The following is a 13,874-nucleotide window of genomic DNA, read 5'->3' on the forward strand; positions in this document are numbered from 1 at the left end:
TAGTATTATTGTTGCAGCCGGTAATTTGTTAGCTTTACAATTAATATAGTATTTTAGCTATCTGAGAATTGCCCCCACCAGTACACAATGTCAAAGAATAAGTTACCTACTATTAAAGAAATAGCCAAGCGGCTTAATGTATCTGCATCAACTGTATCAAGGGCGCTGCACGATCATCCGAGCATTGGGTTGGTAACCACTATGCGCGTACATAAAGTGGCTAAAGAACTGGGCTACGAAGCCAATAAAATGGCTATCTATTTTAAAGAACGCAAAACCTATACCATAGGTGTTATTATTCCAGACCTATCTGAACCATTTTTTTCTGCCGCGTTAACCGGGGTTGAGGATGCGGCCGAAGCCAGCAACTACAACGTTATTATAGGCCAGTCGCTTGATAATTTTGAGCGAGAAAAAAAGATAGTGGAGAACATGAAAGACCACCGGGTTGATGGCGTGCTTGCATCGCTCACCAAAGAAACATCTACTTACGAACATTTTGATAGCCTGAAAAAGTATAACATCCCTGTAGTATTTTTTGATAGGGTGCCAAACCGCAAGGATATTAATTATGTGGCCTGTAATTTGGTTTCGGGCATGCTGCAGGCTATCACTAAGCTGGTTGATATTGGCCATACCCGTATTGGCCTTATAAATGGCCCAGCCAAGCTGGCAGCAACCTTGCAACGGCTGGAGATCTATTTCAGATGTTTGAAAGAGAACAACCTGCCGGTAGACCAGGACATTATCGTATCTACAACACTGGGCAAAGCAGACAATGTTAAAGCGATAGATAAACTGCTTTCGCTTGATGAGCCACCCACCGCAGTAATTGTATTTAACGACTATGTTTTACTGGATTGCATAGCTACTGTTAAAGCCGCAGGATTAATTGTTAATAAGGATATCAGTTTCATCAGCTTTGCTAACCTACCCATTTGGGAGTACATGGATAGCGTCCCCCTGGCATCAATAGAGCAGTTTGCATATAAGCAATCATCTATGGCAGCCGGCTTCCTTTTCGAGTTGATAAACAATGCCGAAAAACCCAATGCAATAGATATCCCCCCCTTGCAACATATCATCGATTCGGAGATGATTGATTACACTCCTGCCAAATAATCATCTTTTCTTTTTGACTACGCAAGCATTTTATGGTGTTTGTGTGTCAAAACAGCCAATAATAATCTGTAAATCAGCGTATAAGTGAATTTTACGCAACCGTTTGCGTGAAAATAGAACAAACGATTGCGTAACCCGTGCAAACGATTGCGTAGCTGCGTTTTAATTTTCCGGCCCGGTCGCCTCCTTTCGTTAATAATAATTTTACATCATTTTTACAATAACTAAAAACAACTATGCTAATCATTAACTAACTAACAGAATATGACCAGGAAAATTCTACTCATCTGTTCTTGCGCTCTTTTATTTTGCCTTAAAGGATTTTCGCAATCCTTGCCGGTAACGGGGCGTGTTGTAGCAGCGCTTGACAAGCAACCAATGGCCGGTGTAACCGTTTCGGTTAAAGGTACTTCTAACGGTACCATGACCAAAACCGACGGAGGTTTTACCCTCAATGTCCCGGCAGGAAAATCAATTTTAACAATTAGCTTTATTGGTTACATCTCAAAAGATGTAGAGGTAACCGGCGGCCAAACCAATGTACAGGTTGCGTTAGCCGAAGACATACAACAACTAAACGATGTTGTTGTGGTAGGTTACAGCAGTAAAAAACAAAGCGAATTAACCAGCGCGGTTACGGTGGTATCGGCCAATAAACTAAAAGATGTTACCGCAAACAATATTGGCACCATGCTACAGGGTAAGGTAGCCGGTTTACAGGTAGTGAACAGCTCTGGTGCGCCGGGTTCGGCAGCCGAGATAAGGCTGCGTGGTGTATCATCAGTAAACGCTAACCAAAGCCCGCTTTTTGTGGTTGATGGTATTATTGGCGGTAACTACGACCCTAACGACGTGGAGAGCATCACTGTATTGAAAGATGCCGGTGCTACCGCTTTATATGGTTCGCAGGCAAACGCGGGTGTTATCATTGTAACTACCAAAAGCGCTAAACAAGGCGAAACAAGGTTCGAGGCTAAAATATCAACGGGTTTCAGGACTGCCGATTTTGGTAAAATGAATCTGATGAACAGCAATCAGCTGTATGATTATCAAAAAGAATTTTACCGTGATTACATTGTAGGTGCGCCTGATAACTCTTATAAGATCGACCTTGTTAAATTTTACGCAGAACGCCCTTTATCATTGCGTAACCAGGATTATAACTGGTCTAAAGAGTCGTTTAAATCGGCACCTGTATATAATTTCTATCTATCTGCCAGCGGCAAAACAGAAAAGAATGATTACTACGTAGGTGCATCATACTATAAAGAAAAAGGTACTTTCGTCAATACCAATTTTGAACGTGTTAACTTACGTGGTAATTCAACCTACCATTTCTCTAAAAAGCTGGATGTAACTAACAACATTAACTTAAGTGCATCGCAGGGCAAAAGCTACGATTACATGGATGTGTACTATTCATTCCTGAACATGCCTTGGGATAATCCTTATGATGCAAACGGCCAGCCAATTTATGTGGATGGTAACTCTACCTTTAAATGGTGGTCAAGGGATAAGATCAATCCTCTCAATACTGTGCAAAACTCAGATCACTCTTACAAAGGTTTTGATGTGAATTACGATCTGGGTATCAATTACCATATCACCAACTGGTTAACATTTGCCAGCACCAACAGGGTATCTGCATCATTTAACAAAGGCAGCAACTATGTATCGCCTTTAGCCGCGGGTACTTACCATGGTACAGGTTATATTGATGAACTAAACACCCTTAACTACGGTCTCATCAGTAACCAGTTATTTAAATTCGATTTTAGGATGGGCGACCACAGCATAAACGGTTTTGTGGGTGGCGCATTTGAAAGCAGCAGGAATGAATACTCTGGCGCATCTGGTAAAGGTTTACCCGAAGGTTTGAACGTATTAAACGTAGTATCAAACAACCAACTGGTGAATGGCTATTACAACAAATATATCCTGCAGTCATTATTATCACAGGTAAACTATAATTATAAAGAAAAATACTTTCTGTCTGGTTCATACAGGTATGATGGTTCATCTAACTTTGCACCAAGCAAACAATACGGTGGTTTCCCATCAGTATCAGCAGCTTGGTTAGCCAGCAAGGAAGATTTCCTTGCAGATAACAGCATCATCAATAACTTAAAAATTAGAGGTAGCTACGGTTTAACCGGTACGCAGGATATTGGCGCATCACGTTACCTGGGGCTATTCTCTTTAACTACGCAGTATAACTCTTTAGTAGGTGCGGTACCTTACCAGTTGGCAAGCCCTAACTTAACCTGGGAAAGCAAACGCCAGATAAATGCCGGTGTAGATATTGGTTTATTTAAAAGAGTAAATTTAACTGTGGATGTTTACCGTAACGATACTAAAGACCTGTTGCTGCAGGTATCTCAACCGCTTTCGGTTGGTTTTGAAACCAAGTGGGAGAATGCCGGTACGGTTATCAACAAAGGTATTGAGTTGGGAATTAACTCAACCAACATCAAAACAAAAGATTTTGAATGGAATACCGATTTTACTATCAACTTTAACAACAACAAACTATCAGGTTTTCCTTCGGATATTATCAAGACCGGATCTTGGAGCATATCGCAGATCTACCGCAACGGTGGTAACCTGTTTGAGTTTTACATGCCAAAATGGCTAGGTGTTGATGCACAAACCGGCGCCCCTGTTTGGGAAAAACTAATCTATAATACACAAGGTAAGGCAGTAGGCAGCGAAAAAACATCAGACTACGCGCAGGCTACCAACCAGGAAGTTGGTTCGGCATTGCCTAAATACCAGGGTGGTTTTAATAACAGCTTTAGGTATAAAAACTTTAACTTAAGAGTTAGTACTTACTTTAACTACGGTAACAAAGTGTTTAGCAATAACTTAAGGTTTATGATGAACGACGGGCACGAGCCGTACTACAATCAGATACAATTACCTGCTGGCGCTAAAATATGGAGCGGCCCGGGCGATACACAGGCTACAGAGCCAAGCCCGCAAAACTCGGCTAACTCTACCGAAACATCAACCCGTTACTTAAAAGATGGCAGCTATTTCACTATCAGGAACATTGCTTTCAATTACACCCTGCCAACCGCATGGGCTAGCAAAATAAGCATGAAGGGCGTGAGCGTTGGTGTAACTGCCGATAACGTTGTTACGTTCTCAAACTTCCTGGGTCAGGATCCGCAAACTACTATTACACCGGGCAGTTTTGCAACCCCTGGCGTTTCCGACTTTAAGTATCCAAACAACCGTCAGTATTTGTTAACCGTTAATTTTAACTTTTAAACAGGCTGCAGCCTATTAAAACTAAGTATATGAAAAAGAAAATATTCACCTTCATTACCCTTATGGTTGTTGCAGCAAGCAGCTGTAAAAACCTAAACGTTTCCCCAAGTGATGCCATTAGTACTAACACGCTGGTTACCACAACCGATGGTTTAACCAACGCGCTTAACGGTGCTTACGCATTATTAAAAGACCATATTGAGTTTAACGGTACGGTAGATCAGAACAACATGTACCTGCGCCAGTTTTATCACCTGAGCGACTTTGCCAGCGATGATATTGTTTGCGGCCAGGTAACTACCGACCCTTTGTATTATAGCTTTAGCCTTGGCCACACGCCATCACAAGGCAACACCAGGTATTATTGGTATGTATCGTACAAAATTATTACCGGTGTAAATACTGTTATTGATGCGGTAGAAAAATCAGGCAAAACAGATGCAACCACCAATCAGTTACTGGGCGAGTGCTACTTTTTACGTGCGTTTTGCCACTTTAACCTGGTAAGGTTATTTGGCCAGCCATACAGCGTTGACCCTAATGCCCCAGGTATAATTTTACGTACTAACTTAACTGATCCGGCTAAAAAGGCGAGGTCAACCGTAAAAGAGGTTTATGATTCTGTTATTGCCGATGCTGAAAAAGGAGCAACTTTAATGACCCAGCCACGTGGTGTACAATATGCTTCGCAAGAGGCCGCATGGTCATTACTGGCACGTGTTAACCTTTATAAAGAGGATAATACAAAAGCTATTGAGTACGCTAACAAAGTAATTAATTCGGGTAAATTCACTTTAGCAACAAAAGCTACCTACCCAACAATGTTTGCCAATGCAACCACAAGCCCCGAAACTATTTTCTGCATCGCTTTTACCCAGGTAGATGATTACGGAAAATTTGGTTCTATCGCATCTATGATCTACTCAGACGGTAACTCGGGCTGGGGCGAAGAATATGCGTCATCATCTTTACGTGCTGCAATGGCCCCACACCCCGAGGATGTTCGCTGGTCATACATTGTGCCTTTGAAGGATGGTAATGGCACAGTACAAAAGAAAAATGGTATCGAGGTTTACTACATCAGTAAATTCTCTTTCCAGGGAGGACTGCCCAACCTAAGCTCGCCAATCATGTTCAGGCTGGCCGAATTGTATTTGATCCGTGCCGAGGCCGAAGCTAAAACAGGGGCTACCGCTGCCGCGCTTGATGATGTGAATATGATCCGTAAAAACCGTGGTTTGGAGGGCTCACTTATTACAACGGTACCAAGTGGCAGCACACTCTTAGATGTAGTTTTAAATGAGAAACGTATAGAGATGGCATTTGAAGGCCATCGCACTTACGATGTTTTCCGTAACAAGAAAACGCTTAGCAAGGCATACTGGGGCTATCACCTGGCGGGTTTAAAAGAGACCGACATTGATCTGTCAAAAACACCAGCCGGTTATCCAAATCTAACAGTTCCTTACACCAATCCGCGGATAATTTATTACCTGCCAATTGACGAGATACTAAGTAACCCGTTAGCAACACAAAACCCATAATTTAAATTATCAAACAGTAATATTAAATATAAATTGATATGAAAAAATTAAAAGCTTACATGTTCTTGCTATCGGTAGCTATAGCAAGTACGGTATTCAGCTCTTGTAAAAAGGACAGCACCGCAATAAAAACGGACCTGCTGTATGACGTAGCTGTTGACGGTGCTACCGCAACCTTTACGGTAAAAACCACGGGTGTAACCGGTTACAAATGGGATTTTGGCGATGGCGTAACTTCAACAGAGGCTAATCCGTCGCATACATATCCGGGTAAGGGTAAATATGTGCCAACATTAACAGCATCTGTAAATGGTAAAGCTACCGAAGCATCAACCGTATTACGTATAGCCAAAACATCACCGGTGAAGATCAATGATAATTCGCTTGATGATTGGGCAACTGTTACCAAAAATGTGGTTACACTGGGCCCTAAAAAAGGGGTATTTAACAACGTAAAGTTTGATTATGATGGTAACTACGTGTATATGTATGCCGAAATGACTGGTAAAAAATCAGATGCTGTTATTTTTGACTTCTATGTTGATTCTGACAATAACGCAGGCACCGGGTTGTTAACCGGCACTTTCCCTGATGGGGGGTATGATATATTGCTGGAAGGTCAACTACTTACCGCGGGTTTAGATATATTTTATCACAATAGCCCAAACCAAAACGCATTCTCTTTCGATCCGCAATCTATAGCCGAGGCTTACACAGTGGGTACAGTTAAAGAAGAAGGCGGCGTAGTGAAGTTTGAAGTGCGTATTGCGCGTGGCAAACTAAAAGGTTTAACAGGTTCAGGTTTGCGTATTGCTATACAGGCCATTAAAAATGATTGGTCGGTGGTTTTAGGTAATGCACCTGATGAGGGAGCTTCGAGTTTCTTCTTAGACATGAGTGAATAGGTTTAATTGGTTTATATCTGTTTAAAGCTGTAAGTAAAAATATATATCGGGGTGCTTTATGATAAAGAATTCAACTACTGATCAATTGGCCAACGGGCGTTTAGTATCGTTAGATGTTATGCGCGGCATGATCATGATACTGCTTTGCGGCGAAAGCTGCATGCTTTACGAAGCAATAAGGCACATTGATCCGGCTAAGCCTATGGGCGGATTGATCAACCAATTCTTTCACCATCCATGGCACGGGCTGCATTTCTGGGATTTAGTTCAGCCTGCATTTATGTTCATGGCGGGCGCCGCGATGTATATTTCTTACAGCCGTAAATTAGACAAGGGCATAAGCTGGAATAATAATCTTCGCCATGTATTAATAAGAAGCTTAAAGCTTTTTATATGTGGTACAGCCCTGCACTGTGTTTACGCGGGTAAACCGGTTTGGGAACTTTGGAACGTGCTTACGCAATTATCGTTCACAACCATTGTAGCTTATTTGATAATAGAAAAATCGTACACCTGGCAATTGGTTTTCGCCCTGGGCCTATTAATACTTACCGAAGTTTTATACCGCACTGTACTGATGCCCGGTTTCGACCAGCCATTTGTAGAAGGGCACAACTTTGGTTCTTATGTTGATACCCTGCTCATGGGCAAAATAAACAGCGACGGATGGGTAACCATTAATTGCATCCCAACAGCGGCGCATACCATTTGGGGCGTGCTGGCGGGTAAGCTTTTAATATCAAACAAAACCATTAACTATAAAATAAAGGCTTTGGTTATTGCCGGTGTTGTTGCCCTTATCATTGGCTTCGGGTTGGATCTGTCTGGTATAACACCTATTATCAAACGTATAAGTACAAGCTCGTTCGCATTTGCATCGGTAGGGTGGGTGTTGCTGATATTGGCCGCTGTTTACTGGCTGGTTGATGTAAAACGTAATATCAAATATGCCTGGGTCTTCACCGTAGTAGGTATGAACGCCATATTTATCTACCTGTTCTTTGAAACGGTAGGTGTGCAATGGGTAAACCATGTAGTGGCTATTTTTACTGGGGATATGCTGCAATTGTTCTTAAATGTTCCGCATAATATAGCAGCGCTAATATCGGCTTGTGTCACCTTAGTCGTTGAGTGGGGCTTGTGTTATTGGCTTTATAAACGAAGCATCTTTTTTAAACTTTAATAAAAACCTCTACTAAAATCAGTTAATTATGATAAGGAAATTTACAGGGTATGCCCTTGGCATGGTCTTAGCAGCCATACTGCTCTCTTTTTCGTGCAACAATAGGGATGCAGGCCTGATAAAGGTTGAAAAGGTAAACGTTACTTATACCGAAAGCGGGGAAGACTTCCCAAATCCGGAGCGTGGCTTTTATCGCTACTCTGAGGTACATTCAAGTAACTATACGGTATTAAATGCCGACGAGTTGAAGGGATATCGTTCGCCGCAGTCTATAGAAAGCGCTAACTACCAGGTAACAAGCACACTGGTTTTCAGGTATTATGTTTTAGATGATGTGGTTAACACCGCAATATCTGCAACATTCTTAACCAACATAAAAAAGGACTTTGAGGCTGCACGCGCTGCAGGTGTTAAAATTATCCCGCGCTTTGTATACACCGCGACTGCAAAACCGGGCAATTGCCCCGAAGGGTTTATTTGTCCGCTATATGGCGATGCGCCAAAGGCAATCATCCTTAACCACATTGCACAATTAAAACCCATCCTGCATGATAATGCAGATGTTATAGCTTGCGTGCAGTTGGGCTTCATAGGTGTTTGGGGCGAGCAATACTATAGCGACTTTTTTGGGGATGCCTCAAATAATGGCAACCAGGATCATAAGCTGACAGACAACAATTGGAAAGACAGGATAGAAGTTATCAAAGCCATGCTTGATGCTGTACCTGCCGATAGGATGATACAATTGCGTTACCCGCAGTTAAAGCAGCGTTATATTTATGGTGTTAACGCACCGCTGACATCGGCACCTTTAACTGAGAGCGGAGCTTTTAACGAAACCGACATTGCACGTTTAGGTTACCATAACGATTGCTTTATGGCAAGCAGCAATGATTTTGGTACGTACGAAGATTATGGCAACAGTTCAACCCCACGCACGTCTGACGGTACGGTATTAAACACTTTAAAAGATTACTTTAAAGCGGATAGCAAATTTGTAGTTGTTGGCGGCGAAACCTGCTCTGACGATTATAGCCCTACTAACGATTGCGAGCCGGCCGGCAAAGCTCAGGCAGAATTTGCATCGCTGCATTACAGTTTTATTAATGCCCATTACAACACCGCCGTTAATAACGATTGGCAGGATGGTGGTTGTATGGATAACATTAAACGTAACCTGGGTTATCGCTTTGTATTGCAAACCGCCGCACTGCCCGATAATACTATTAAAGGAACGGTTATGAACATTACCTTAAACCTTAAGAATGTGGGTTATGCATCGCCCTATAACAAACGCACGGTGAAGCTGATACTGCGCAATACCAAAAGTGGCGAGGTTAAATCGTTCGACCTGGCAACAGATGTAAGGAAATGGTATTCGGGAGATGTAAAGGTTACCGAAGGCGTACAAATACCTGACGATTTCCCGGCAGGCGATTATGAAATGCTGCTTAGCCTGCCAGATGCTTATGCAAGCATCGCAACCAAGCCCGAATTCAGCATCCGTTTGGCTAACAACGATGTTTGGGAAGCCGCTACCGGTTACAATAAATTAAACCATACTGTAAAAGTTAATTAATAATAAGCTATAGATGATCAAGGCCTTTAAAATATGTTTGTTTTTCACAGTGATGTTATGCACCGCAGGTGCACAGCTTTACGCGCAAACAAGCGTGGCAATTAAAGATGGCGAAAAATGGTACGGCGGCGCGGTAAACGAAGCCCACCTGATGCCTTTTAAAGATGGCTACAGCCTGGATATGTATGGCGATACCCGCGGTAATCAGGCTGTGCCGCTGCTGGTATCTACCAAAGGCAGGTTCATCTGGAGCGAGGAACCTTTTAAGTTTACGTTTGAAAAGAACAAGCTGGTTATCAGCAACGCAAAAAGCGCGTTAACAATAGATTCGGCCGGGAAGAATTTACGCGAGGCATTTAGCAATGCGTCAAAACGTTTCTTCCCGTCAAAAAATAAACTGCCCGATACCTTGTTGTTTAGCAAACCGCAATACAATACCTGGATAGAGCTGGTTTATAACCAAAACCAAAAGGACATCTTAAGTTATGCCAGGGCGATTATTGACAACGGTTTCCCGCCGGGGGTAATTATGATAGATGATAACTGGGCCGATTATTATGGCAGGTTTGATTTCCGCTCGGATAGGTTTGCCAATGCTGCCGCAATGGTAGATACCCTGCACAGTTTAGGTTTTAAAGTAATGTTATGGGTTAGCCCATTTGTATCGCCGGATACTGAAGTGTTCAGAGAATTGCTTGCTAAAAAGTTATTGCTATTTGATAACGGAGGCGATGCTACTAAGCCTTGGGCAAAGGCAGAGAAACCGGCTATTATTTCCTGGTGGAACGGTTATAGTTCGGTACTTGATTTTACAAACCCCGAAGCTATGCAATGGTTCCATGGCCGTTTAGATCACATGGTAAAAACCTACCACCTGGATGGCTTTAAGTTTGATGCCGGCGATGCTGATTTTTATCCGACCAATGGCTTATCATTCAAAAAAGCAACACCTAACGAACACAGCAGGCTTTGGGGCGAATTGGGTTTATATTATCCGCTTAACGAGTATCGCGCTATGTGGAAAATGGGGGGCGAGCCATTGGTGCAACGCCTGCGCGATAAAAAGCATAATTGGGAGGATCTGCAAAAGCTTATCCCACACCTTACCACAGCAGGCTTACTGGGTTACCAGTTTACCTGCCCGGATATGATAGGCGGCGGAGAGTACGGTTCGTTCATCGGTAAAGATAAACTGGATGAGCAACTGGTTGTACGATCGGCACAATGCTCAGCATTAATGCCTATGATGCAATTTTCGGTAGCACCATGGCGCGTGCTTTCCAAACAGAACCTGGCAGCGGTTAAAAAGGCGGTCGACATAAGGGCTAAGTACACACCATATATTATGCAACTGGTAAAAACAGCCGCCACAACCGGCGAGCCTATTGCCCGTAGTATGGAGTATGAGTTTCCTAACCAGGGGTTTACCAATGTACAGGGCCAGTTTATGTTGGGGAGTAAATACCTGGTGGCACCCATGATTGCCAATGGCAGTACAAAAACGGTTTATTTGCCAAAAGGTACCTGGCGAAGTGACCTTGGGAAAATCCATAAGGGCCCCGCTAAAATAGAAACAGAGGTAGCAGCAGACAGGTTGCCGGTGTTTGAGTTAATTAAAAATTGAAATTCTAAAAGTTTATATAGTGCAAAGTTCTAAAAACATAGCTGAGGTGGTATCGCACTTTAAATGTGATGCTGATGTAAGTTCATATAAGCCGTATGGTTCGGGGCATATAAACGATACGTTCTTTTTAAAGAACGTATCCGCCGATGGTTCTGATTACCTTTTGCAGCGCATCAACCATAGCATATTTACCAACGTGGAGAAGCTTACAGAAAACATGCGCAAGGTTACCGAGCATTTAAAAAGTAAGATAAAGGAGTATGGCAACGGCAACCCGTTAAAGGAAGTAATGACTTTAATACCTACGGATAACGGACAGTTTTTTTATAAAGACAGCGCAGGCGATTACTGGCGGATGTTCTACTTTTTAAGCGATACCAAAAGCTATGATGTGGTCGAAACCGAGAAGCAGGCTTATGAAGGTGGTAAGGCGTTCGGTAAATTCCAGGCTATGTTATCAGATATCCCGGCAGGCGAAATGTTTGAGGTGATCCCCGATTTTCATAACATCCAGAAACGTTTACAGCATTTGGATGAAGCGGTGGCCAACGATGCCTGCGGGCGTGTTGCATCGGTAGCTGCAGAGTTAGAGATAGTAGCCAAATACGCATCCTCTATGCAGTATTTTCAACAGCCGGCGCAGGTGGCTGCTTTACCTAAGCGTGTTATCCACAACGATACAAAGTTTAACAATGTATTACTGAATAGTAATGACGAGGCCCAATGCGTTATTGATCTGGAAACGGTTATGGATGGTTATGTGGCCTATGATTTTGGCGACGCGATACGCACCATTGTAAACACAACTACCGAGGATGAAGCCGACCTGAGCAAGATCCAATTGAACCTGTCGTTGTTTAACGCGTATGTGCAGGGATATTTAAAGGAGGCGTCCAGGTTTTTGACGGATGCCGAGGTTAATTCGCTCATGAAAGGCGCGCTGCTGTTACCCTATATGCAGGCGGTAAGGTTTTTAACCGACCACATTAACGGCGATAAATACTTTAAAATAAAATTTGAAGGGCACAACCTGCAAAGGGCAAAAGCCCAGTTTCAACTGGTAAAAATACTGGATGCAAACGCGGCAGCCATGCAGGAAACAATATTAAAAGAAATGAATAGCTACAACACAGCGCATACTAATGGATAAGGTGGTAACTGTAAATATTCCCTACCTTAATAGCTTCGATGATCTGCGATCGGTAGAGGATATATCAAAAGTTTTGGACGGGCACGAGCGCAGGCATATACAATATGCGCCATGGGCAGATGGCGGGGAATTACCCCGGGCATCTTTTGCTTTGGCTTATGGCAACGATGATATCTATCTTAAATATTACGTAACCGAGCACACTTTGAAAGCCGAATACAGTAAATTTAACGACCCGGTGTTTGAAGATAGCTGTGTAGAGTTTTTCATAGCGTTTAATGGTGATGAAAAGTATTACAACCTTGAATTTAACTGCACAGGTACCAGCAGGGTACAATATGGGCAGCACAAAACCGGGCGCACTTTTTTACCGGCAAGTTTATTGAAAACCATTAAGCACCAAACGTTTGTAAAAACGGGCGCTGAAGATAATATAGAGTGGGAGCTAACTTTATGCATCCCCAAAAAAGTATTCAAATTTCACCCGGCACTTTTATTAGAAGAGAGCAAAGCCAGGGTTAACTTTTACAAATGCGGCGACGGCCTGCCCGAACCGCACTTTTTATGCTGGAATAAAATAGAGGCCCAAAAACCCGAGTTTCATTTAAGCAGGTTTTTTAAAGAAATAACTTTTAGTCCACAGACAATTTAACGCATAAACCCCTCAATATATGTCAGATACAGCAGTATTAAATAGCAGCAAATCAAAGGTAAGCCCCATTTTCCTTATCGGGATGCTGTTTTTTATCTTCGGGTTCATCACCTGGTTAAACTCGGTCCTAATTCCATACCTGAAACTGGCCTGTGAGCTAACTACTGTTGAAGCTTACCTGGTAACTACTGCTTTCTACATATCCTACTTCGTACTGGCCATTCCATCTGCATGGATCTTAAAATTAACGGGTTTTAAAAAGGGCATGTCGGTAGGTTTAGGTATTATAGCCGTTGGGGCATTAATATTTATTCCGGCTGCGCTAACACGATACTATGGACTGTTCCTGTTAGGCCTGTTCATACAAGGCTCGGGGCTTGCAGTGTTGCAAACAGCATCAAACCCATATATCACCATATTAGGCCCGCCAGAGAGCGCTGCAAAGCGTATCAGCATAATGGGAATCAGTAATAAAATTGCCGGCGCCTTAGCACCAATAGTACTCGGCGCTATCACCCTCAAAAATGTTGATGGTTTAAAAGAACGCCTGGATGCGATGAACATAAATGATAAAGTAGTTCAGTTGCACGAACTGGCATCGCGGGTTATCGTCCCTTATATTGTTATTGTGGTGGTATTATTGATACTGGCTGTGGTTATCTACTATTCAAGCCTGCCCGAAATAGATACCGATCAGGAAGATGAATCAACCGCTATAAATAATACAGGTAAAACAAGCATCCTGCAGTTCCCACATTTATTACTGGGCGTTTTAACCCTGTTTTGTTATGTAGGTGTAGAAGTTATTGCCGGCGATACCATTATTAACTACGGCAGTACAC

General features: G+C 42.7%; 10 protein-coding genes. All 10 read left to right on the forward strand.

Going from position 1 to position 13,874, the window contains the following annotated elements; all coding sequences use genetic code 11:
* The first annotated feature begins 87 nt into the window (after nt 1-87).
* The gene (locus JWQ85_RS19185; RefSeq protein ID WP_299470832.1) at nt 88-1,122 is read left to right on the forward strand and encodes a LacI family DNA-binding transcriptional regulator; all 1,035 of its coding nucleotides are present in this window, start codon (nt 88-90) and stop codon (nt 1,120-1,122) included.
* Between the two features lie 264 nt (nt 1,123-1,386).
* Complete coding sequence (locus JWQ85_RS19190) at nt 1,387-4,395, forward strand: SusC/RagA family TonB-linked outer membrane protein (RefSeq protein WP_299470834.1); 3,009 nt, start codon at nt 1,387-1,389, stop codon at nt 4,393-4,395.
* Between the two features lie 29 nt (nt 4,396-4,424).
* Nucleotides 4,425-5,939, forward strand: a complete 1,515-nt coding sequence (locus JWQ85_RS19195) for a RagB/SusD family nutrient uptake outer membrane protein (RefSeq protein WP_299470836.1) — start codon at nt 4,425-4,427, stop codon at nt 5,937-5,939.
* A gap of 38 nt (nt 5,940-5,977) precedes the next feature.
* Nucleotides 5,978-6,844 carry a PKD domain-containing protein gene (locus JWQ85_RS19200; protein ID WP_299470838.1) on the forward strand — a complete coding sequence of 289 codons (867 nt, stop codon included), beginning with the start codon at nt 5,978-5,980 and terminating at the stop codon, nt 6,842-6,844.
* Between the two features lie 58 nt (nt 6,845-6,902).
* Entirely contained in the window at nt 6,903-8,027 is a 1,125-nt protein-coding gene (locus JWQ85_RS19205; RefSeq protein ID WP_299470840.1) for a DUF5009 domain-containing protein, read from the forward strand.
* Nucleotides 8,028-8,055: 28 nt separating this feature from the next.
* Complete coding sequence (locus JWQ85_RS19210; RefSeq protein ID WP_299470842.1) at nt 8,056-9,606, forward strand: DUF4832 domain-containing protein; 1,551 nt, start codon at nt 8,056-8,058, stop codon at nt 9,604-9,606.
* A 52-nt stretch (nt 9,607-9,658) separates the two neighbouring features.
* Nucleotides 9,659-11,230, forward strand: a complete 1,572-nt coding sequence (locus JWQ85_RS19215; protein ID WP_299470844.1) for a glycoside hydrolase family 31 protein — start codon at nt 9,659-9,661, stop codon at nt 11,228-11,230.
* Between the two features lie 19 nt (nt 11,231-11,249).
* Complete coding sequence (locus JWQ85_RS19220) at nt 11,250-12,380, forward strand: aminoglycoside phosphotransferase family protein (RefSeq protein ID WP_299470846.1); 1,131 nt, start codon at nt 11,250-11,252, stop codon at nt 12,378-12,380.
* Nucleotides 12,373-13,032 (forward strand): carbohydrate-binding family 9-like protein, encoded by a 660-nt coding sequence (locus JWQ85_RS19225; RefSeq protein WP_299470848.1) that lies wholly within the window; start codon nt 12,373-12,375, stop codon nt 13,030-13,032. Before JWQ85_RS19220 ends, JWQ85_RS19225 begins: the two co-directional genes overlap by 8 nt.
* A gap of 19 nt (nt 13,033-13,051) precedes the next feature.
* Nucleotides 13,052-13,874: MFS transporter (locus JWQ85_RS19230; RefSeq protein WP_299470850.1), on the forward strand; the 823-nt coding region annotated here is incomplete at its 3' end.

The organism is Mucilaginibacter sp., from assembly GCF_028288105.1.
GTDB lineage: Bacteria > Bacteroidota > Bacteroidia > Sphingobacteriales > Sphingobacteriaceae > Mucilaginibacter.